At 68.6% G+C, this 22,784-nt stretch carries 17 protein-coding genes; 6 read left to right on the top strand and 11 right to left on the bottom strand.

Annotated elements, in window-relative coordinates:
• Positions 1-93: 93 nt before the first annotated feature.
• The 4 genes from ACQPY4_RS19910 to prcB all read right to left on the bottom strand — a co-directional run bounded on the left by ACQPY4_RS19910 (position 94) and on the right by prcB (position 4,277).
• Positions 94-1,023, bottom strand: a complete 930-nt coding sequence (locus ACQPY4_RS19910) for an FKBP-type peptidyl-prolyl cis-trans isomerase (protein ID WP_433338494.1) — start codon at positions 1,021-1,023, stop codon at positions 94-96.
• A gap of 130 nt (positions 1,024-1,153) precedes the next feature.
• A complete protein-coding gene (pafA, locus tag ACQPY4_RS19905) occupies positions 1,154-2,512 on the bottom strand; it encodes a Pup--protein ligase (RefSeq protein ID WP_433338492.1) in 1,359 nt (452 codons plus the stop codon).
• Between the two features lie 184 nt (positions 2,513-2,696).
• Entirely contained in the window at positions 2,697-3,410 is a 714-nt protein-coding gene (gene prcA / locus ACQPY4_RS19900) for a proteasome subunit alpha (protein WP_433338966.1), read from the bottom strand.
• A gap of 21 nt (positions 3,411-3,431) precedes the next feature.
• Complete coding sequence (gene prcB, locus ACQPY4_RS19895) at positions 3,432-4,277, bottom strand: proteasome subunit beta (protein ID WP_433338490.1); 846 nt, start codon at positions 4,275-4,277, stop codon at positions 3,432-3,434.
• 329 nt (positions 4,278-4,606) lie between these two features.
• On the opposite strand from prcB, the gene ACQPY4_RS19890 reads away from it, so the two are divergent.
• Entirely contained in the window at positions 4,607-6,034 is a 1,428-nt protein-coding gene (locus ACQPY4_RS19890) for a hypothetical protein (protein WP_433338488.1), read from the top strand.
• Between the two features lie 10 nt (positions 6,035-6,044).
• On the opposite strand, the gene ACQPY4_RS19885 is transcribed toward ACQPY4_RS19890, so the two are convergent.
• From ACQPY4_RS19885 to ACQPY4_RS19855, 7 genes are all read right to left on the bottom strand, one after another.
• Entirely contained in the window at positions 6,045-7,193 is a 1,149-nt protein-coding gene (locus ACQPY4_RS19885) for an endonuclease VII domain-containing protein (protein WP_433338486.1), read from the bottom strand.
• Between the two features lie 100 nt (positions 7,194-7,293).
• Complete coding sequence (locus ACQPY4_RS19880) at positions 7,294-7,503, bottom strand: ubiquitin-like protein Pup (protein WP_433338484.1); 210 nt, start codon at positions 7,501-7,503, stop codon at positions 7,294-7,296.
• Positions 7,504-7,834: 331 nt separating this feature from the next.
• Complete coding sequence (dop, locus tag ACQPY4_RS19875) at positions 7,835-9,349, bottom strand: depupylase/deamidase Dop (protein ID WP_433338482.1); 1,515 nt, start codon at positions 9,347-9,349, stop codon at positions 7,835-7,837.
• The gene (locus ACQPY4_RS19870; RefSeq protein ID WP_433338480.1) at positions 9,346-10,599 is read right to left on the bottom strand and encodes an acyltransferase family protein; all 1,254 of its coding nucleotides are present in this window, start codon (positions 10,597-10,599) and stop codon (positions 9,346-9,348) included. Before ACQPY4_RS19870 ends, dop begins: the two co-directional genes overlap by 4 nt.
• Positions 10,600-10,751: 152 nt before the next feature.
• Entirely contained in the window at positions 10,752-12,515 is a 1,764-nt protein-coding gene (arc, locus tag ACQPY4_RS19865; protein ID WP_433338478.1) for a proteasome ATPase, read from the bottom strand.
• Between the two features lie 550 nt (positions 12,516-13,065).
• The gene (locus tag ACQPY4_RS19860) at positions 13,066-14,010 is read right to left on the bottom strand and encodes a tRNA (adenine-N1)-methyltransferase (RefSeq protein WP_433338476.1); all 945 of its coding nucleotides are present in this window, start codon (positions 14,008-14,010) and stop codon (positions 13,066-13,068) included.
• 32 nt (positions 14,011-14,042) lie between these two features.
• Positions 14,043-15,233, bottom strand: a complete 1,191-nt coding sequence (locus ACQPY4_RS19855) for a site-2 protease family protein (RefSeq protein ID WP_433338474.1) — start codon at positions 15,231-15,233, stop codon at positions 14,043-14,045.
• A gap of 94 nt (positions 15,234-15,327) precedes the next feature.
• On the opposite strand from ACQPY4_RS19855, the gene ACQPY4_RS19850 reads away from it, so the two are divergent.
• From ACQPY4_RS19850 to ACQPY4_RS19830, 5 genes are all read left to right on the top strand, one after another.
• Complete coding sequence (locus ACQPY4_RS19850) at positions 15,328-16,221, top strand: RecB family exonuclease (RefSeq protein ID WP_433338472.1); 894 nt, start codon at positions 15,328-15,330, stop codon at positions 16,219-16,221.
• 919 nt (positions 16,222-17,140) lie between these two features.
• Entirely contained in the window at positions 17,141-18,358 is a 1,218-nt protein-coding gene (locus ACQPY4_RS19845; RefSeq protein ID WP_433338470.1) for a sensor histidine kinase, read from the top strand.
• A 44-nt stretch (positions 18,359-18,402) separates the two neighbouring features.
• Positions 18,403-19,083, top strand: a complete 681-nt coding sequence (locus ACQPY4_RS19840; RefSeq protein WP_433338468.1) for a response regulator — start codon at positions 18,403-18,405, stop codon at positions 19,081-19,083.
• Between the two features lie 382 nt (positions 19,084-19,465).
• On the top strand, positions 19,466-20,260 hold the full coding sequence (locus ACQPY4_RS19835; RefSeq protein ID WP_433338466.1) for an ABC transporter ATP-binding protein: 795 nt from the start codon (positions 19,466-19,468) through the stop codon (positions 20,258-20,260).
• Positions 20,257-22,749, top strand: a complete 2,493-nt coding sequence (locus ACQPY4_RS19830) for an ABC transporter permease (RefSeq protein ID WP_433338464.1) — start codon at positions 20,257-20,259, stop codon at positions 22,747-22,749. Before ACQPY4_RS19835 ends, ACQPY4_RS19830 begins: the two co-directional genes overlap by 4 nt.
• The last annotated feature ends 35 nt before the right edge of the window (positions 22,750-22,784 follow it).

Here is a 22,784-nt window from a genome sequence, read left to right as displayed (position 1 = left end):
CCCCTGACCCTAGAACGGCCCGCGAGGCGTCTGATCGTACGGCCGCGCGTGCCGGCCGGCTCAACGCTGTTTCTGTTCGGGGAGCGTGGCGGGTCAGTGGGCGCCGAGGATGTCGACGACGAAGACCAGGGTGTCGTCGCCCTTGATTCCGGCCTGCGGGAGGCCCTTGGCTCCGTAGCCGAAGGCGGGCGGGACGACCAGCAGCACGCGGCTGCCGACCTTCTGGCCCACCAGCGTCTGGTCCCAGCCCTTCATGACCTGGCCCGTGCCGATCGTCACGGCGCTCGGACGGCCCGACTTCCAGGAGGAGTCGAAGACCTTGCCGTCCCGCCAGAACAGGCCCTCGTACTGCAGCGCCAGCACCTGGTCCTTGCGCACGGGTGGGCCGTCGCCCTGCGTCAGGACGCGCAACGCCACCCGCTTGGGCGCCGCGACCTTCGGCACCGTCACCGGCGGCGGCTGCCCCGGGCCCGCCGGGCCGACCTTCGGCAGCGCCGGATCGTCCAGCGGCTGGTCCTTGCCGCGCGCCGCCGCCGTCTTCGGGTAGATCGCCCGGACGTCCAGGACGTACACCAGCGTGTCGTCCGCGCCGACCTGGTGCTGGGTGCTGCCCTTGGTGCCGTAGCCGTCCTTCGGAGGGATCCGCGCCACCACCCGGCCACCCGCCCGCGCGCCCTTCAGCGCCTTCTCCAGGCCCGGCACCAGCCGTCCCGTCGGGAACGCGCCCGGCTGGCCCGCCACGTAGCTGCTGGCCAGCAGCTTGTTACCGCCCTTGTTCCAGCGGAACCCGACATAGTCGGCGATCACCAGATCGCCCTTGCGGACCTGCTCGCCCTTGCCCTTGCCGAGCGTCTTGACCGCGAAGCCGTCCGCCGGGGCGTCCTTGGGGATCGACACGTCGGGACGGGCCCCGAACGCGCCCTTCACCGAGACGCCCACATCGTCCGACCCCGAACAGGCCGACAGCGACAACGGAGCGGCCAGCACGAGAGCCGTGGCGAGAGCGGTGGAACGACGGCGCATACGGGTCCTTCGGGGGCGATGGGGCGCGACTGCGCGCTCACATTACCGCCTGGTGACCCGCCGGTAACGACGAACACGCGGGACACGCCCATGACGGACCGTCATCGTGCCGTTCCGGACGGTCACCAGCTCACATACCGGCGATGAGCTTGTCGACACGCTCGTCCACCGAGCGGAACGGGTCCTTGCACAGCACCGTGCGCTGCGCCTGATCGTTCAGCTTCAGATGCACCCAGTCGACGGTGAAGTCGCGGCGCTTCTCCTGCGCCTTGCGGATGAACTCGCCGCGCAACCGCGCCCGGGTCGTCTGCGGCGGCACCGACTTGGCCTCGAAGATCTCCAAATCCTTCGCCACCCGCTCCACCGAACCCCGCTTCTCCAGCATGTAATACAGGCCGCGGTCACGGTGCACGTCGTGGTAGGTCAGGTCGAGCTGCGCCACGCGGGGCGAGGAGAGGGGAAGGTCGTACTTGCGGCGGTATCGCTCGATCAGCTGGTATTTGGTGACCCAGTCGATCTCGCGGGCGACCAGGTCGAGGTCGCCGGTCTCGACCGCTCGCAGGGTCCGCTCCCACAGGTCCAGGACGCGCATCGTCACCGCGTCGCCACCGCGACGGTCGACGAAGTCCTTGGCCTTGCCGAAGTACTCCTTCTGGATCTCCAGCGAACTGGCCTCACGGCCGTTGGCAAGACGCACCTTGCGACGACCCGTCATGTCATGACTGACCTCGCGGATCGCCCGGATCGGGTTCTCCAGCGTCAGATCACGCATCACGACCCCGGCCTCGATCATCCGCAACACCAGATCGGTCGCCCCGACCTTCAACAGCATCGTCGTCTCACTCATGTTCGAGTCACCGACGATGACGTGAAGTCGGCGGAACCGCTCGGCGTCCGCGTGGGGCTCGTCGCGGGTGTTGATGATCGGACGCGAACGGGTGGTCGCCGAGGAGACGCCTTCCCAGATGTGCTCCGCGCGTTGCGACACGCAGTACACCGCCCCACGGGGCGTCTGCAGCACCTTGCCCGCACCACAGATGATCTGCCGCGTCACCAGGTACGGGATCAGCACGTCCGCGAGGCGGCCGAACTCTCCGTGCCGCCCCACCAGGTAGTTCTCGTGGCAGCCGTAGGAGTTGCCCGCCGAGTCGGTGTTGTTCTTGAACAGGTAGATGTCACCCGCGATGCCCTCCTCGCGCAGACGCCGCTCGGCGTCGACCAGGAGTCCTTCCAGGATCCGTTCGCCTGCTTTGTCGTGCGTCACCAAGTCGATGACACTGTCGCACTCGGGCGTGGCGTACTCGGGGTGGCTGCCCACATCCAGGTACAACCGCGCACCGTTGCGCAGGAAGACGTTGCTGCTACGACCCCACGACACCACACGACGAAACAGATAGCGCGCCACCTCATCGGGTGACAACCGCCGCTGCCCACGAAAGGTGCAGGTGACGCCGTACTCGTTCTCAAGCCCGAAGATGCGCCTGTCCACACCCTGACCCTATGCGTCCCGGACCCCACATGGCAGCCTCCGCCGCAGCCGGTTTCCGCGAGCCGCGCGAAAACGGGTTCGGATGTGAACACCGGACGGCGCCTTTACAATGTAGATCACCAGAGGGAAGCGGAAAGGCCCGCCGCGGGACGATCCCACGACGGGCCCAGAAACACGACAAAAGCTACGAATCCGACTCCGGCTCCGGAGTCGACCCCGCCTCCCCCAGCAACCCCTCGATCCGCGCCGTCGGCAACCGCCGGAACAAACGATGCTCCCGATTGCGATCCAGAATCGCCGCCTCCAACGACGACGCCTCCAGATGCCGATCCGCATCCTGCGCCTCCAGCGACTCCACCGCCGCCCGAAACGCCTCCACCTGCGTCATCCCGTCCCGATACCGGTCCTTCAGCGCCTGCGCCACCGCATCCGCCTGACCGCCCATCGCGACATACCCGTGCTCATCGGCCACCGACCCATCGAACGTCAGCCGATAAATCTGATCCGTCTCCGCCGAATCACCGACCTCCGCGACGACCAACTCCACCTCATATGGCTTGTTGGTCTCCGTGAAAATCGTCCCCAGCGACTGCGCGTACACATTCGCCAGACCACGAGCCGTCACATCCCGCCGGTCGTACTGGTACCCGTTCACATCGGCGTACCGCACACCACCCAGACGCAGATTCTCGAACTCGTTGTACTTCCCCACCGCCGCGAACGCGATCCGATCGTAAATCTCACTGATCTTGTGCAGCGCCCGCGACGGATTATCCGCCACGAAAAGGATCCCGTCGTCGTACTGAAGCACGACCACACTGCGGCCCCGCGCGATCCCCTTACGCGCGTAGTCCGCCTTGTCCTTCATCTGCTGTTCGGGCGACACATAGAACGGCATGGACACCGGTCAGCATCCCTTCTATCGCAGCGGAGCGGTCGGACCGCCCGGCGACTCGTAACGTCCATCGACAACAGCCTGCGCGAGCGCGCCGACCTCGTCCTCACCCAGCCGCCGGAACCCCTCCGACGTCACCGTCGCGACCACCGGGAAGATCCGCCGCGTCAGATCCGGACCACCCGTCGCCGAATCGTCGTCCGCCGCGTCATACAACGCCTGCACGCACACCAGCGCCGCGTCCTCGGCCGACAACCCGCCACGGAACAGCTTCTTCATAGCCCCCCGCGCGAACACCGACCCCGAACCGATCGAATGGAAATCCCGCTCCTCGTAACGGCCGCCCGCCGGATCGTAGGAGAAGATCCGCCCCCCGTCGGTCTCCTCGTCATAACCGGCGAACAACGGCACCACCGCCAGCCCCTGCATCGCCATCCCCAGGTTTCCCCGGACCATGGTCGCCAGCCGGTTCGCCTTGCCCTCCACCGACAGCGTGCGGCCCTCACGCTTCTCGTAATGCTCCAGCTCGACCTGGAACAGCCGCACCATCTCCATCCCGATCCCCGCGGTCCCCGCCACCGCGATCGCCGAGAACTCATCGGCCCGGAACACCTTCTCGATATCGCGCTGCGCGATCACATTCCCCGCGGTCGCCCGACGGTCCCCCGCCATCACCACACCGCCGGCGAAAGCCACCGCGACGATCGTCGTGCCATGCGGGATCTCATCACCCACCGGCGTCGCCGGAGGCGTCCGCCGACCAGGCAGCAACTCCGGCGAATACACCCCCAGAAACTCCGTGAACGAAGACGTATCAGGGCTCACGAACAACCCCGGCAGACGTCCGGCGTACGAATCGTGGGACGCCACGCGACTCCTTCCCTCCACCCGACACCGGCAAGCCCACCGGCGCTGACGACTAAGACCCTACTGTTCCACCAGCCCCCACCGCATGCCCGCAATCCCCACCACGATCCGCCCACGGCGAACCCACCCGCCCACCAGCCACCCCGCCCCGTCCACGCCGATGAACACCACGGTGCGCGGGCGACCATGTGACCCACCGTGAACGCCTACCGCGGGGCGTTTCGGGAACTGGTGCCGGTGTGTCAGGGCCCCGGCGTGCCGACGACGCGTCAATCGCTGCGACACCGCCGCCCTGGCACGCGTCCCGGGGACGAGACGACTACCATGACCCCGTGGCATGGGGACCTCCCGGGCAGCCAAGCCCCCTCGGACAGCCGACCTGGCCCGGAAACGCGCCCCAACCCCACTGGCAACCCCCACCCCCGGCCGACGACCCACCCGACGGCGACCCCTTCACCCGCGCCGAACACCAGACCCGCGCCGCCGTCACCAGCCCCTGGTGGGCCACTGCCACACCCGAGCAGCGTCGTCAAACTCTCCTCCCTTACCTGCTCACCCTTCCCGACCACAGCTGGTGGCTCCACGCCGCATGGACCCGCTGGTACCGCTGGCACCCCGCCGACAGCCGCTGGTTCCCGACGCCGCCGCCACGCGACCCCACCATCCGCGACACCGCACAACCCGGCACCACACCACCCGCGATCCCCGCCGAACTCCTCCCGACCGGGCCTGACTACACGCAGGAGCACCACCCGCCCCTCGCGGTCGTGGGAACTCCCTTGACGGGCGCGCTCCTGTACCGGCTCCGATCCGTCATCTCCGAAGCCGCCCAGGCACCACTCACCGACTACCCCCTCACCAGCTGGACGCATTTCCTCCACGGGACGCCCAGCACCATCGCCGCCACCTGGCACACCATGCTCTGGTGCGCGGACGTCCCGACGTTCGACCCCGCGCTGGAGACCCTTGACCTCTGGCAGCCCCACCTCGCCCCCACCGGCGCCGCAGAGGGGCCCCTGCACTGGCACACGGCACCGCCACTGCACACACTGATCGGCCTCTACGCCGACCGCCTCCGCGCCGCCCGACCCGACACCGCCAACCAGATCATCCGCTGCATGGTCATGACCGCCCAGGCCCTCCGCGGCGACCCGCGTTTCCGCCTGCGCGCCTCAGCACTGCTGTCCATGATCGAACCGATCCAGGCCAACCCCGCGATCGACCACCCGGCACTCCCCTACGGCGACCAGGCCCTCGAACACCAATGGCGCGAGCGCTGCCCCGCCCCGCTCCACCCCACGCTTTTCGCCGACACCGCACCCGGGGAGCATCTCCAGCTCGCCTTCTACGACCTCATCGCCGCCGCCGCGTCCTTGAGCGATGATGTCGAACCTCGTCACGTCGCGACCGCGCTGCTCGCCGGGGACCTCAGCCATCACCGCCCCGATCTGGTCGTCCCCATCGGGCAATGGCTCGATCCGGAGCTCCGAGCGCTGCTCCATGAGGTCCTGGACGGAGCCGAGCATCCGCTTCGGGCTCTCTGGACGGCTTTTCCGAAGACGGTCGAGGCGACCGTTGCGGTGTTGAGTGCCACCGCTGCCGTTGGCCACGCCTGGACGCGTCTCACCGGTACATGTGTCCCGGGCGACGGCTTCCCCATGCCCGGCGCCTACGCCACTCACCTGCACAAGCTAAAGGCGCGGAAGCCCGAACCCACCACAAGGGAAGATCCGGCTCCCGCGCCCGAAGCCCAGAGCTGAGGCCCCCGCCCTAACGCGCCTCCAGGAACGAGCCGTCCAGGAGCGACGCCAGCCACGCCAGATCCTCCCGGCGCAACTCACAGTCCAGCGCGTCCTTGCGATGCCGTCCGTCCGCCTCCCTGATCGCCTCCCAGCCGCCCTCCGGGACCGCTTGCGGGTCCACGTCGGGATAGGTGAAGGAGAGGCGCGTTCCGCCGTTGGCGGTCTCTACCTCCTGGACGAGGTCACCCATGACGTAGTCGGCGGCTCGGCGCAGGGCCACCGGGTCGTCGCCCAGCTGCCCCATGCCCGTATTGCAGCCGAGGCAGAGGATCCCGCGCACCGCGCCCGTCTTGTGGTCGTGGTCGATGTGCTTTCCGGGTACGTCGGCGCATATAGCGCAGTGGCCCCTTTGGAGGCGAAGAAGCACTGCGGCCTCCTGCGCACCGATCCCATATTTCCCGACCAGGTGATAGTGCCGCGCCGACTGGCGAGCCTTAAGGGGCTTACGCCTCCCGCCCATAGCGCGCTTGCGGGCCAGGCCATCGATGACCAGGGCGCCGTACTCCAGCGCCATCATGCGCGCATGGGAACCTGTGAGTTCCACGTAGTCGGCCGCCTCGCGCAGGCGCCATGGGTCGTCCTCGAACTGACCGAGGGCACCGTTGCATTTGAAGCAGAGATGATGACGGACCAGGCCCGTCAGATGGTTGTGGTCCACGTGCTTCGCGGGCGAACTGAGGCAGATCACGCAGACGCCGCCCTGGCGGGCGCGCATCTGGTCCACCTGGGCTTGGTCGAGCCCGTAGCGTAGCTTCAAGAGGTAGCTACGCTCACTGCCGTGGTTCCGACGCTTGTTCTCTGCCATGACCTTGTTGTGGCAAGGCTTGCAGTATGAGGTCAGACCGTTGCTTGCGGCGCGGTTGCGACCGAAGGCGTCCAGAGGTTGGGTCTTTTTGCACTGGGGGCAGTACTTCATCCCTCCGGGGACCGCAGAGTACCTGCGGTAGGGGCGTGTCTTCTTTCCTTGCTTGGCCTGTCTCTCTCTGTACGACTTGGAGTTTCGTAGACCGAAGCACTCCCTGCAGTAGAGCGACAGGCCGTCCGGCGACTTTGCTCGCTTCCAGAACTCGGCCGCGTCTTTGACTTGGCCGCAGTCCCGACACTTCTTGGACGTCATGAAGCCGACGCTACTGCCCCCACCCACCCGGCCACAGCCATTTCTTAAGCGAAAGTCAAGAAATGGCTAGCCTCGTTTTGGACATGTCGGAAATTCCCGATTACTCCCCGCCCTTCTGGACGTACGAGCGGACGAATTCCTCGGCGTTTTCTTCGAGGACTTCGTCAATTTCGTCCAGAATTGCATCGACATCGTCCGTGAGCTTTTCTTGGCGCTCTTGGACGTCCTCGGTGGTCTCGGCCTGGGTCTCCTCGACCTCCTCGGTCTGCCGGGTGGTCTGCTTCTGCCCGCCGTTGTCCTTCGTGGCCATCCCGTATACCTCCCACTACTGCCGGTACCCCCAGCCTATATCCGATCTTGGGCGATGAGCAGAACCGTGTAGGGGCGTTCCACCACCACCACAGCACCGGCAGGGGCCTGTTGGGGTTATCGCCGGTCCGAGAATCACTGAAACGGGCAAACCGGTCACGAAAATGCGGCAGCCCCTTCAACCCCTTGTGGGCCGGGAACGGGGGGGTATGTGGGGTGGGGTGGGGTGGTATGTGGGGTGGGTCAACCGGGTGGTATGTGGGGTGGGTCACAGGTTTACGGGGCGTGGCGAAGCCCCCATTGGCATTGCCAATGGGGGCTTCGGAAGGCGCTCAGTTGCCCGTGAGGGTGGCGACCAGGTCGGCGGCGGTCCTGCAGCGGTCGAGGAGGGCTCCGACGTGCTGTTTGGTGCCTCGGAGCGGCTCGAGGGTGGGGACGCGCTGGAGGGATTCGCGGCCGGGGACGTCGAAGATGACCGAGTCCCAGGAGGCGGCGGCGACGGAGTCGGCGTACTGGCGCAGGCAGCGGCCGCGGAAGTAGGCCCGCGTGTCTTCTGGGGGGTTCTCGATGGCGCTGTGGACCTGGTCTTCGGTGATGACTCGGTCGATGCGCCCGCGGGCGACGAGGCGGTTGTACAGGCCCTTGTCGGGGCGGATGTCGGTGTACTGCAGGTCGACGAGTTGCAGGCGCGGGTGTGACCAGTCGAGGCCGTCGCGGTCGCGGTAGCCCTGCAGGAGGGAGAGTTTGGCGACCCAGTCGAGTTCGCGGGAGAGCTGCATGGGGTCGTCGCCGAGGCGGTGCAGGACCGATTCCCAGCGGTCGAGGACGTCCTTGGTCATCTCGTCGACGTCGGCGCCGTAGCGGTCTTCGACGTATTTGCGTGACTGCTCGAGGTATTCCATCTGGAGCTGGACGGCGGTCATCTTGCGTCCGTCGCGGAGGGTGAGCAGGTGTTTGCAGGTGGGGTCGTGGGAGACGGCGCGGAGGGCGGCGACGGGCATGTCGACGGAGAGGTCGTGGGTGAGGAAGCCGTCTTCGATCATGGCGAGGACGAGGGCGGTGGTGCCGAGTTTGAGGTAGGTGGAGGTCTCGGCCATGTTGGCGTCGCCGATGATGACGTGGAGGCGGCGGTATTTCTCGGGGTCGGCGTGGGGTTCGTCGCGGGTGTTGATGATGGGGCGTTTGAGGGTGGTTTCGAGGCCGACTTCGACTTCGAAGAAGTCGGCGCGCTGGCTGATCTGGAAGCCGTCGCCGCGTCCGTCGACGCCGATGCCGACGCGGCCGGCGCCGCAGACGACCTGGCGGGAGACGAAGAAGGGGGTGAGGTGGCGGACGACGTCGGCGAACGGCGTCTCGCGTTTCATGAGGTAGTTCTCGTGGCAGCCGTAGGAGGCGCCTTTGTTGTCGGTGTTGTTCTTGTAGAGCTGGATGGGGTGGGTGCCGGGGACGAGGGCGGCGCGGGCGGCGGCGTCGGCCATGACGCGTTCTCCGGCTTTGTCCCAGGTGACGGCGTCGCGGGGGTTGGTGCATTCGGGGGCGGAGTATTCGGGGTGGGCGTGGTCGACGTAGAGGCGTGCGCCGTTGGTGAGGATGACGTTGGCGAGGCCGAGGTCTTCGTCGGTGAGCTGGGTGGGGTCGGCGACTTCGCGTGCGAGGTCGAAGCCTCGTGCGTCGCGGAGGGGGTTTTCTTCTTCGAAGTCCCAGCGGGCGCGCCTGGCTCGTGCCGCCGATGCCGCGAGGTAAGCGTTGACGACCTGTGAGGAGGTCACCATCGCGTTGGCCCCTGGTTGGCCGGGTACGGAGATGCCGTACTCGGTTTCGATGCCCATGACCCGCCGAACGCTCATATTGTCGAGCCTATCGGGGCGGAGGGGGTGGAGCCATGGGGCTCCTGGTCGTGGGCTCGGGGTGTCGGTTCGGGGGCTGTTGATTCGCTGGTGTGGGTGGGGTTGGTGGCCGTTTCGTTGGTGGTGGGCGGGGTTTTGCTGTGGTCGCGGCCGGGTTCGGCCTTCTTCAGATGGTCGAAGGCTTCGCGGAGGCGTGGTTTGAGCCAGGCGGCGAGGGGGCGTTCGATGAGGCGGTGGATGAGGTAGGCGGCGGCGAGGACGATGGCGGTGATGGTGGCGGTGGCGGCCCAGTAGGAGAGGGCGGGGTGGAGGAGTTCGGCGAGGGGTGGGCCGATTTCGTAGTGGATGAGGTAGGTGGGGTAGGTGAGTGCGCCGAGGGTGATGAGGGGTTTCCAACGGAGCCAGCGGAGTTTTCCGGTGGCGGCGAGGGCCATGAGGACGTAGGCGAGGGTGACGACGATGGGGACGGCGGGCCAGGCGTTGGAGTCGGGGATGTTGAAGGGTTTGGCGGTGGCGGTGGGGAGGGCGTAGCGGATGGAGGTGGCCCAGGAGAAGGCGACGAAGCCCCAGAGGAGGATGTTGGGGCCGTATTTGTGGGTGAGGTAGAGGGCCATCCCGGCGACGAAGTAGGGGGCGTATTCGGGGATGAGGATGCTGGTGAGGGTGTCGTTGTGGCTTTCTCTGGCGAAGATGGCCAGGACGGTCCAGGTGGACATGAAGGTGATGCAGCGCCGGTAGGTGATGCCGGTGAGGACGAGGATGGAGATCAGGGCGTAGAAGTGCATCTCGACCCAGAGTGTCCAGAAGACGCCGCTGGCGTTCTGGAGGCCCATGCCCTGCTGGAACATCGTGAGGTTGGGGATGATGTTCTGGGGGCGGCCGCGTCCTTCGCCTGTGGTGAGGTACAGGGCGCCGATGAGCAGGACGGCGAACCAGTACGCGGGGTACAGGCGGATGATGCGGGAGGTGGTGAAGTCGGCCATGCTGCGTCCCCATGCGCTCATGAGGATGACGAAGCCGCTGATGAGGAAGAACAGTTCCACGCCGAGGTAGCCGAATTGGGTGACCTGGGAGATCGGGTGGAAGAGTTCGCGTGCGGGGTCGTCGCTTTCCCATGGGCCGCCGCGCGTCCCGGTGTAGTGGTAGAGCAGGACGGCGAGGGCGGCGAGGAAGCGCAGGAGGTCGACTTCGGTCAGGCGGGTGTTGCCTGGGGGCCGCGGGGTGCTGGGTGTGTGGGGCTGGGGAGACATTTGGTCCGAGCCTAAGGGACGCAATCCACCTCTTTGTGTGGTTCGTACCAAGACTGTCCCCCCGAGTGTCGTGCGGTTGGTCTGGAATGCCGGACGGCGCGGCGTTCTCCTGGTCGGAGATCGCCGCGCCGTCACTGACGGTGTTCTGATGGTTACAGATATTGGCCGGTGTTCGCCACCGTGTCGATGGAGCGTCCCGCTTCTGCTCCCTTGGTTCCGGAGACGAGCGTGCGGATGTAGACGATCCGTTCGCCCTTCTTGCCGGAGATGCGGGCCCAGTCGTCGGGGTTGGTGGTGTTGGGCAGGTCTTCGTTCTCGCTGAACTCGTCGACGCAGGCGGCGAGGAGGTGCGCGACGCGCAGCCCCTTCTGGCCGGTCTCGAGGAACTGCTTGATGGCCATCTTCTTGGCCCGGTCGACGATGTTCTGGATCATCGCTCCGGAGTTGAAGTCCTTGAAGTAGAGGACTTCCTTGTCACCGTTGGCGTAGGTGACCTCCAGGAAGCGGTTCTCCTCGGTCTCGGTGTACATCCTTTCGACGACGCGCTGGATCATGGCGTCGACGGTGGCCTGAGTGCTGGAGCCGTTTTCGGCGAGGTCGTCGGGGTGCAGCGGCAGGCCTTGCAGGATGTACTTGGAGAAGATGTCCTTGGCCGCTTCGGCGTCGGGACGCTCGATCTTGATCTTGACGTCGAGCCGGCCGGGCCGCAGGATCGCGGGGTCGATCATGTCTTCGCGGTTGGAGGCGCCGATGACGATGACGTTCTCCAGGCCCTCGACACCGTCGATCTCGCTGAGCAGCTGCGGGACGATGGTGTTCTCCACGTCGGAGGAGACTCCGGATCCGCGGGTGCGGAAGATGGAGTCCATCTCGTCGAAGAACACGATGACCGGGGTGCCGGCCGAGGCCTTCTCCCGGGCCCGCTGGAACACCAGGCGGATGTGCCGCTCGGTCTCGCCGACGTACTTGTTGAGGAGCTCGGGTCCCTTGATGTTGAGGAAGAAGCTCTTGCCTTCGGCGCCGGTCTGCTCGGCGACCTTTTTGGCCAGCGAGTTGGCGACGGCCTTGGCGATGAGCGTCTTGCCGCATCCGGGCGGCCCGTAGAGCAGGACGCCCTTGGGCGGGCGCAGCTGGTGCTCGCGGAAGAGGTCGGCGTGCAGGTAGGGGAGCTCGACGGCGTCGCGGATCATTTCGATCTGCGAGCCGAGTCCGCCGATCTCGTCGTAGGAGATGTCGGGGACCTCTTCGAGGACCAGTTCCTCGACCTCGGCCTTGTGGATCTTCTCGTAGGCGTATCCGGAGCGGGGTTCGAGCATGAGCGAGTCGCCGGCGCGCAGGGGTACTCCGCGCAGGGGCTCGGCCAGCTTGATGACGCGCTCCTCGTCGGCGTGGGCGATGACCAGTGCCCGTTCGCCGTCGTCGAAGACTTCTTTGAGCATGACGACTTCGCCCTGCTCTTCGAATTCGAGCGCTTCGACGACGTTGAGCGCCTCGTTGAGCATGACCTCCTGGCCACGCTGGAGTTCGTCGGGGTCGACGGCGGGGCTGACGTTCACGCGCAGCTTGCGGCCGCCGGTGAAGATGTCGACCGTTCCGTCGTCGCGGGCTTCGAGGAAGACCCCGTAACCCGAGGGTGGTTGAGCGAGCCTGTCGACCTCCTCCTTGAGCGCCACGATCTGTTCGCGCGCTTCCTTGAGGGTCGCCACGAGACGCTCGTTCTGACCCGTCACGGCGGCCAGGTTTGCCTGCGCCTCGTGGAGACGTTCTTCCAGCACACGTACTTGGCGCGGGGATTCCGCGAGCTTTCGGCGCAGCACGGAGATCTCCTCCTCCAGGAAGGAGATCTGCGTTTGGAGGTCTCTAACCTCCTTGTCGTGCTGCGCCCTGCGCGCCCCAGCATCGTCACGAGCGGCCACGCCCCGTCACCTCCTCACGAAGAGAGCCGACGACCTACTGAGACCCTACCTATCTGGAGGGCTTCCGTAACCTGCCCGTTCGGTGTTCGTGTCGTGGCGGCGGGGCGCGAAGGGGTCCGAAGGGGCCGGATCGGGGACGGAGGGAATACCCGTCGCGACCGCCGAAACCGTGGAATAGGGGGAGTTCGCCCTGGTGTGGCGCAAGGTTTACCGTTCGCTGGGCCTGGTCAGGGCGGGGTTGACGCTCCTCCGCGGTCTTTGTGAATTCCTTGTTACGAAATCACGGGCTGTGACGGTCGGGCGCGTCGCGGGGCGCGGGATGTGATCTACACCTCGGGCGTGTCGTCTTCGTCCCGGGCGTGTCGGGCCCGCGTCCCTCGGGCGTCGCGTTCGGCTTGCCTCGCAGGTCGTCCCGGAACGAAGGCCGCTCGGCTCGTCGTCGTCGGCTGTGCCTTCGCCGCGTGGGCGTGCGTCGGGGCCGGGGCGCTCCGGCTTGTGGTCACCCGGCGGACGCACCGGCCAGCGTGGTGGCGTGGCTCAGGGCGCGGTGTCAGTCGGCGGGGGCCGGGGCGGGGGTGGTGTCGTTGGACGCCGGAGCGGTGTCGCCGGGGGCGGGGTGGGCGCCCTTGGCGGGACGGCGGCGGCGCAGCGGCGGCGTGACGCCGTCGGCGAGGCGCCGCGCGGTGACGAGGAAGCCGGTGTGGCCGATCATGCGGTGGTCGGGCCGGACGGCGAGTCCCTCGACGTGCCAGGAGCGGAGCATGGTCTCGAAGGCGTAGGGCTCGGCGAAGGCGCCGTGGGTGCGGAGGTCTTCGACGACGCGGGACATCTGGGTGGTGGTGGCGATGTAGGCGCAGACCATGCCGCCGGGGATGAGAGCCTTGGCGACGGCGTCGACGCATTCCCAGGGGGCGAGCATGTCGAGGACGACGCGGTCGACCTCGGTCTCGGCGAGGGCGTCCTCGAGGGAGCCGACGGTGAGCTTCCAGGCGGGGTGGGGGCCGCCGAAGAACTTCTCGACGTTGCTCCGGGCGATGTCGGCGAAGTCGGGGCGGCGCTCGTAGGAGGACACCAGGCCGCCGTCGCCGACGGCGCGCAGCAGGAAGCAGGTGAGGGCGCCGGATCCGGCTCCGGCCTCGACGACGCGGGCGCCGGGGAAGATGTCGGCCTGGGCGACGATCTGGGCGGCGTCCTTGGGGTAGACGACGGCGGCGCCGCGCGGCATCCGGACGGCGAAGTCGGTGAGCAGCGGGCGGAAGGCGAGGTAGTCGGTGCCGCCGCTGGAGCGGAACACCGAGCCTTCGGGGACGCCGATGATGTCGTCGTGGGGAATGGAGCCCTTGTGCGAGTGGTAGAGCTTGCCGGGCTGCAGGGTGATGGTGTTGATGCGGCCTTTGGGGTCGGTGAGCTGAACCTGGTCGCCGGCCCGGAAGGGGCCGTGCGGGATGCGGCCGGTGGAGCGGGTGGACGGGCTCGGCGGGGTGGGTTCGCTCATAGCCGTCAAGGCTAGCGGGGGCGCGGCACCGTTCAGACCCCGGCGAAGGCGCGGTCGACGTCGCCGGAGGCGAGGACGCCGTAGACGCGGCCGTCGGGTTCGACCAGGAGGTATTCGGAGGCGGGGGCGCGGCGCAGGGCGATGATGAGTTCCTCGCCGGTGAGGTCGGCGGGCAGGGTCAGGTCGGGTTCGATGCCGCGGGACAGGTCGCCGACGGTGATCCAGGGTCGGCGGTGTTCGGGGGTGGCGGTGACGGCCTTCTCGCTGACCAGGCCGAGGGGCCGGGAGTCGTGGTCGACGACGACGAGGGCGCCGGAGCGGTCCTGGTGGGCGCGGCGGATGGCCTCGGCGAGGGGGACGTCGGCGGTGACGAGGGTGGCGCGGCGGGCCATGCGGCGGGCGTCGAGGGCGGGGATGCGGTCGCGGAACCGTTCGGCGCGCAGGGCCTGGGTGGAGCCCATCCAGATGAAGGAGGCGATGAGGGCCGACCACAGCAGGGCCAGCCAGCCGATGCCGGCGCCTTCGCCGTTCTGGGAGGTGCCGGTGGCGAGGAAGGCCCCGGCGAGCAGGCACAGGACGGCGATGACGCGTCCGGCCCAGGCGGCGAAGACGGCGCCGCTGCGTCCCTGGCCGGTGATCTTCCAGACGGCGGCGCGGAGGAGGCGTCCGCCGTCCAGCGGGAGGCCGGGCAGCAGGTTGAAGACGCCGACCAGGAGGTTGGCGAAGGTGAGGGCCTCGACGAGCAGCAGCGCGACGTCGGGGAGCGGGAGGGTGGCGTGGGCGATGAGGCCGAGGCCCGCCAGGACGAGGTTGACCAGCGGTCCCGCGAAGGCGATGAGGAATTCGCGTCCGGGGGTGGGTGCCTCGCGTTCGATGGCGGTCTCGCCGCCGAGGATGTGGAGGGTCACCGACCGGACGGGCAGGCCCAGGACGCGTGCGGTGACGGCGTGGCTGAGCTCGTGGACGAACACCGAGGCGTACAGCAGGACGGCGTAGGTGAAGGCGACCAGGTAGCTGGCGGGACGGTCGACGACCTTTCCGGCCTCGCCTTCGAACATCCAGGTGACCAGGAGGGCGACCAGGAACCAGCTCGGGGAGACGAAGACGGGCACGCCGAAGGGGCGCCCTATGTAGATCCCCTGCCCCGCGGCTCTGCCGCCGTCGGGGGCCGCGGGGTCTCCGGCGGTCCTGTTCTCCTTGGTCGGGGGTGCGCTGTCTGCCACGCCCTCGATGCTACGGCCCCGGCGGCGGTGATCAGCCGTGCGGCGGGTGTTTCGCGGGGCGGTTCCGTCGGTGGTGTCCCCTACGCTGCTGGGCATGACGACGACCGAGGCCGGCCGCGAGCCGGACGCGCGGGCATCCGACGGTCCTGTGGTGATCGGTTCGCTGTCGCCGTCGCGGGCGGGCGATTTCATGACGTGCCCGCTGCTGTACCGCTTCCGGGTGATCGACCGGATCCCGGAGAAGCCGAGCCCGGCGCAGGTCAGGGGCACTCTGGTGCACGCGGTGCTGGAGCGGCTGTACGACCTGCCCGCCGCGGGCCGCACCTCGCGGGCGGCCCTGGACCTGCTGGCGCCGCAGTGGCGCCGCCTTCTCGACGAGGCACCCGACCTGGCGGAGCTGTTCGAGGGCGCCGACGAGGACGAGGACGGCTGGCTCGAACGGGCCGGGACGATGGTCGAGCGGTACTTCACGCTCGAAGACCCCCGCCGTCTGGAGCCCGCCGAACGCGAACTGCTGGTGGAGACCGTCCTGGCGTCGGGTCTGAAGCTGCGCGGCTACATCGACCGGGTCGACGTCGCGCCCACCGGCGAGGTCCGCATCGTCGACTACAAGACGGGCACGGCGCCGCGCGCCGACTTCGAGGCCAGGGCGTTGTTCCAGATGAAGTTCTACGCGCTGGTCATGTGGCGGCTCCACGGCACGGTGCCGCGCCTGCTGCAGCTGATGTACTTGGGCAACGGCGAGGTGTTGCGCTACTCGCCGGACGAGGCCGACCTGCGCGCCACCGAACGCAAGGTCGAGGCGCTCTGGCAGGCCATCCGCCGCGCCATGGACACCGGCGAGTGGCGTCCCCGCAAGAGCCGCCTCTGCGATTGGTGCGACCATCAGCAGCGCTGCCCCGAGTTCGGCGGCACTCCCCCGCCCCTCCCCGAGCTCCCGGCCTCCCCCGTCCCCGCCACCCCGGTCACCGAACACGACGACCTCTGACCCCTCCCCCGCCAGCCCCACTTGAGCTCTGAGCAACAAGCCGTCCCCCCGCGCCTGTCTCCCCATAAGGAAGCAGTCGCACTGAGCTCCGCTCCACCCCACCCGCGCCGACACCGGCAACCGCACGGGCGACTGACCGGCCGTCGCACACGCCATGCCGAAGCGACCACGTAAGCCGCTGTTGAGCCGATCGCGCAGGGCCGCCGTCCCGGCGACCGGGTGCGTCGCCCGTCCAGGCCGCCTGGCGGGCGAGGCGCAAGCCGCCGCCGCGCCGATCGGGCCACCGACCAGACGACAGCGCAGGCCCTCGCGCAGGCCGCCCATCCAGGCCGCCGCGTGGGTGGTTGCCCAGGTTGCTGCGCAAGGCGCTGTCGTGCAGGGCCGCCGTCCCGGCGACCGGGTGCGTCGCCCGTCCAGGCCGCCTGGCGGGCGAGGCGCAAGCCGCCGCCGCCGCGCCGAACGCTCGGGCCCCGACCGGACGACAGCGCAGGCTCTCGCGCGGTCCGCCCATCCGGGGCGCCGACCAGACGGTCGCGTGGGTGGTCGTCCAGGTTGCTGCGCAAGGGCTGTGCGGGCTGCCGTTCGGTCGGTGGGGGCGGCTTGGGAGTGGGGGTGGGGCTACTCCGTGCGTCGCTGTCGTGTGGGTTCTGGGGGTGGGCGGGGCGGGGTCGGGGTGAGGTGTTGGGCTGGGTTGGTTGGGGGGTGCGTGCGGTTCGGTGGAGGTGGGGGGTGAGAGCTGGGGATTTGTGGGGATGGGACGGGGTTGGCCGTTGTTTCGGGGGCGTTGGGGCGGGTTGGGGGTGGGGTTGGGAAGTTGCCTGGTCGTAGGGGTGGTAGCGGGCGTGTCCTCCTTGGGGAGGACTGCGGATCGGCGTCTGGGAGGGCTAACTACCTGGCCCCACCTCCTAGGGTGATAATCGTGTCACCCCGCATCCGTGGTCTTCGTACCTGCCGTGCCTGGCTTGAAGGGCACCCGCAGGCGGCCGATGCCGCGCTCGCGGTGGCTCTGCTGCTTCTGGGGCTGCCGCAGGTGTACTTCGCGGAGATCCCCGACCAGTACGCCGACCACTACGCCGATCCGGACGTCCGGCATCTGCTGGTGGTGGTGCTGGCGGCGATGCTGCTGACGTTCCGGCGGTCGTGGCCGTTGGCGACGCTGCTGGGGGTGAGCGCCTGTGAGGTGATGCTGGCGGCGGGGAACTATCCGCCGAACCTGCCGGACATCGCGGCGTTCATGGTGGCGGTGTACAGCGTGGCGGCGCATCGGGCGCTGGCGCACAGCGCGCTGGGCGGTGTGGTGGCGCTGTGCGTGTTCAACGGGTTGATGGCGCAGTTGCCGGGTGTCGGGCTGATGACGTATCTGACCAACAACGTGATGTTGATCGGGTTGTGGGCGCTGGGGCGGAATCTGCGGTTGCGGCGGGCGTACTTCACCGAGCTGGAGGATCGTGCGGCTCGGCTGGAGCGGGCGCGGGGCACCGACGCGCGGGCGGCGCGGGTGGAGGAGCGGTCGCGGATCGCGCGGGAGCTGCACGATGTGGTGGCGCATCATGTGAGCGTCATGACGGTGCAGGCGGGTGCGGCGCGGCGTGTGCTGGATCGTGATCCGGGGAGCGCGCGTGAGGCGATGACGACGATCGAGGAGGTCGGGCGGACGGCGTTGAGCGAGATGCGCCGGATCGTGGGGGTGTTGCGGACCGAGCGCGACACCGAGCCGGCGGGGCGGCAGCTGGCGCCGCAGCCGGGGCTGGGTGATCTCGGGGAGCTGCTGGACCATGTGCGGGAGACGGGTCTGGCGGTGCAGCTGTGGGTCGAGGGTGAGGCGCGGACGCTTTCCCCGGGGGTCGATGTGGCGGCGTTCCGGCTCATCCAGGAGGCTTTGACCAATACGCTCAAGCACGCGGGTTCGCAGGCGCGGGCCTGGGTGCGTCTTTACTACACCGACGCGGACCTGACCGTCGAGATCGAGGACGACGGGCGTGGCACCGCGACGATCATGGCCGATAACGGGGACAATCCCGGACATGGGCTCGTCGGAATGTATGAACGGGTCGCGCTGTACGGCGGTGAGCTGCGGATCGGTCCGCGGGTCGGCGGCGGTTTCGGCGTGCGGGCCCGTTTCCCCCTGGAGGCATAGATGAAGTCGTCGCGATCGCGCGGCCCGGCGAGCGGAGTCAGAGCATGAACACGGTGCGGGTGCTGCTCGTGGACGACCAGCCGCTGCTGCGGACGGGTTTCCGGTTGATCCTGGAGGCCGAGCCGGACATCGCGGTGGTGGGTGAGGCCGGGGACGGCGCGGCGGCGGTGGAGCTGACGCGGTCGCTGCTGCCGGACGTGGTGCTGATGGACATCCGGATGCCCGGGGTGGACGGGATCGAGGCGACGCGGCGGATCATCCGGGACGGCGCGGCGTCGCACGATCCCAAGGTGCTGATCCTGACGACGTTCGATCTGGACGAGTACGTGATCGAGGCGGTGCGGGCGGGCGCGAGCGGGTTCCTGTTGAAGGACTCGCCGCCGGAGGACCTGGTGGCGGCGATCCGGATCGTGGCGGCGGGTGACGCGATCGTGGCGCCGAGTGTGACGCGGCGGCTGCTGGACAAGTTCGCGACGCGGCTGCCGGCGGTGCGGGACGCGTCTCCGCCGCCGGGGCTGAACACGCTGACCGAGCGTGAGCGTGAGGTGCTGTCGCATGTGGCGCGGGGCCAGTCGAACGCGGAGATCGCGGCGGAGCTGGTGGTGAGCGAGACGACGGTGAAGACCCATGTCGGCAACGTCCTGGCGAAATTGGGGCTGCGGGACCGGGTTCAGGCGGTGGTGTACGCCTATGAGACGGGGATGTCCCGTCCTGGGCAGAGCTGAGCGGGTCCGGGTGGACTGGCCGATGGTCTAGGGGATCCTCTACCAAAGTCGGGGCGGCCCCGAGGGCGGCGACGAGCCGCTCTCGGGGTCGCTTTTTGCCTGGTGGGAGGGGCTTTGGTGGGGTGATCCGGGGTAGGTGCTGGGGTGTGCTTCAGGGACGGTGCTGGGGTGCGCCCCCGTACTTCGCCGGTCGGCTCTACTCCGGGAGGACGACCAGCGGGGTGGTTCCTCATGCGGAGGGTGGAGCGTGAATTCCGTTCCTGGGGTCCATCTCAAACGGGTTCGCGGCTCCTAGTGTTCTGTGCCAAGGGATCGGCGGGAATTCGCGGTCCCCGGTTCTTTTCCTTTTCGATTTCTTCGTTCCCAGACAGGGGAGTTCACTGTGACGAACACCGCCCCATCCAGCCATGACGCGCACTCCGCGCCCGGGGCGGGCGACTTCGCCGCGCGGGCGCACCAGGTCGCCAAGGTCTACGGGTCCGGCGACGCCAAGGTCATCGCCTTGGACGGGGTGACGGTCGGCATTCCCCGCGGGCGCTTCACCGCGATCATGGGTCCGTCCGGCTCGGGCAAGTCGACCCTGATGCACTGCATGGCGGGCCTGGACTCGGTCAGCTCCGGTGAGGTGTTCATCGGCGACACCGAGCTGAGCCGGCTGAAGGACAAGCAGCTGACGCGGCTGCGCCGCGACAAGATCGGCTTCGTCTTCCAGGCGTTCAACCTGGTGCCGACGCTGACCGCACTGGAGAACATCACGCTCCCGATGGACATCGCGGGCCGCAAGCCGGACAAGCAGTGGCTCGACTCGGTGATCGAGACGGTCGGGCTGCGGCCGCGTCTCAAGCACCGTCCGACCGAGCTGTCGGGCGGGCAGCAGCAGCGGGTGGCGTGCGCGCGGGCCCTGGCCAGCCGACCGGAGATCATCTTCGCGGACGAGCCGACCGGCAACCTGGACTCGCGTTCGGGTGCCGAGGTGCTGGCGTTCCTGCGCGACTCGGTCCGGCAGATGGGCCAGACGATCGTGATGGTCACCCATGACCCGGCCGCCGCGGCGTTCGCGGACCAGGTGCTGTTCCTGACCGACGGGCAGATCGTCGACACGATGGCCGGCCCGACGGCCGAGAAGGTCCTGGACCGCATGAAGGGCCTGGAGCTGCCGGGGGTCGCGGCCCGATGATGGCGAAGGTCACGCTCCGCAACCTCGCGGCGCACAAGATCAGACTGGTACTGACCGCGGTGTCGGTGATCCTCGGCGTGGCCTTCGTGGCCGGGACGCTGATCTTCACCGACACGATGAACAAGCAGTTCGACGAGCTGTTCAACGACGTCGGCAAGGACGTCGCCGTCTCCGTCCGGGCCAAGAAGGTCATCGACTCGGCCGACGAGACCAACGCCACGCAGCCGGTCCCCGCGTCGGTGCTGAAGAGCGTCAGCGCGGTCGAGGGCGTCAAGAAGCCCATCGGGAACGTCACGGGGTACGCCGCGGTCGTCGGCAAGAACGGCAAGCTGGTCGGCACCAGCGGCGACGGCCCGCCGCAGCTCGGCGTGAACTGGACGTCCAACGGCACCTACGACCTGAAGCAGGGCCGGGCACCGACCGGGCCCACCGAGGTCGTCGTCGACTCCGAGACCGCCAAGAAGGGCAAGCTGGCGCTCGGCGACTCCGTCCGCGTCGTCACCCAGGGCCCGCCGCAGAAGTTCACGCTGGTCGGCCTGATCGACTCCGGTGACATCCTGGGCGCCACCATCACCGGGTTCCAGACGCCCACGGCGCAGAAGCTGATCCTCAAGCCCGGGTTCTACAGCGACATCCAGATGGAGGCCGCGGGCGTCAGCGAGTCCGAGCTGCGCGACCGCGTCGCCAAGGTGCTGCCCGGCAACGTCGAGGCCATCACCGGCGAGAAGATGCGCGAGGAGGCCAAGAGCGACGTCGCGTCCATCATGAACTTCTTCCGGACGTTCCTGCTGGTGTTCGCGCTCATCTCGGTGTTCGTCGGCGCGTTCATCATCTTCAACACCTTCTCGATGCTGGTGGCGCAGCGGACCCGCGAGCTGGCGCTGCTTCGCGCCATCGGCGCGGCCCGCCCGCAGGTGACCCGCGCGGTCATCGGCGAGGCCGTCGCCGTCGGCGTGGTCGGCTCCACGCTGGGCCTGGCGCTGGGCGCCGGGCTGGCATCGCTGCTGCAGTCGCAGCTGGGCGGCTCGGGCGGCCTGACCTTCACCGCCACGCCGGTGATCTGGTCGTATGTGGTCGGGATCGTGGTGACCGTGGTGTCGGCGTACTTCCCGGCGCGGCGCGCCGCGAAGATCCCGCCGGTCGCCGCGATGCGCGACGACGTGGCCATGCCGCAGCGGTCGCTGCGGATCCGCGTGGCGCTGGGGTCGCTGCTGACCCTGATCGGCGCGGCGCTGATCGGCGTCGGGCTCGGGGGCGGCGGCGGCAACCCGGCGATCCCCGTCGGCGTCGGCGCGTTCCTGGTGTTCATCGGCATCGCGATGCTCGCCCCGGTGATCAGCGTCCCGGCGGTGAAGGTGCTGTCGGCGCCGTTCGCCCGCCTGATGGGCACGCCGGGACGTCTCGCGCAGCAGAACGCGCTGCGCAACCCGCGCCGCACCGCCGCCACGGCCGCCGCGCTGATGATCGGCCTGGCGCTGATCACGACGGTGAACGTCATGGGCGCGTCGATGCGGGCGTCGGTGGAGGCCCAGGTCGACCGGCAGTTCGGCGCGGACTACATGATCCAGCCGTCCGGCGGCCTGGTCGCCAGCGACGTCCCCGCCAAGGTCGCCGCCACCCCCGGCGTGGAGTCCTCCGCGCCGTTCTACACCGGCACCGCCAAGATCGGCGGGAAGAAGGAGTTCTACACCGCGGGCTCGGCCAAGCACCTGGTCGAGGGCTCCCGGATGAAGATCCTGTCCGGCGGCACCGACCTCGGCAAGGACGGGATGCTGGTCAGCGAGGGCTACGCCAAGGACAAGAAGCTGTCGGCGGGCTCGACCGTCACGGCGCAGTTCGGCGACGGCAAGACCCAGACGCTGCGCGTCGCGGGCGTCTACGCCAAGAACGACCTGATGGGCGACCGGATCCTTTCTCAGGCGGCGCACCTGTCCCACACCGCCAACCCGGCGATCGAGGGCGTCATCGTCAACGCCAAGAACCCCGACGCCGCCACCAAGGCCGGGCTGGAGAAGACCCTGGCGGAATACCCGAACCTGAAGGTGTCCGACCAGGCGGGCCTGAAGAAGGACGCCCGCAAGCAGGTCGACCAGTTCGTGACGTTCCTGACGATCCTGCTGGTCATGTCGGTCATCATCGCGGCCGTCGGCGTCATCAACACCCTGGCGCTGTCGGTGATCGAACGGACCCGGGAGATCGGCCTGCTGCGGGCGATCGGCATCAGCCGCCGCCAGCTGCGCCGCATGATCCGCCTGGAGTCCATCGTGATCGCGGTGTTCGGCGCCCTGCTGGGCATGGGCATCGGCGTCTCCTTCGGCGCCGCCCTCCAGCAGTCCCTGAAGGACAAGGGCCTCAGCGAGCTGAGCATCCCGTTCGGCACCCTGGTGACCTACCTGGTCGTCGCCGCCGTGATCGGCGTCCTGGCGGCCCTGTGGCCCGCCTGGCGCGCCGGCCGCATGGACGTCCTGAAGGCCATCTCCACCGAATAACCACCCAGAGGCGAAGGGCCCCGCACGGTGAACGG

It is taken from the genome of Spirillospora sp. CA-294931, from assembly GCF_050946795.1.
Classification (GTDB): domain Bacteria; phylum Actinomycetota; class Actinomycetes; order Streptosporangiales; family Streptosporangiaceae; genus Spirillospora.
The sequence above is the reverse complement of the archived record's forward strand: the minus strand, read 5'-3'. Positions and strand labels throughout refer to the sequence as shown.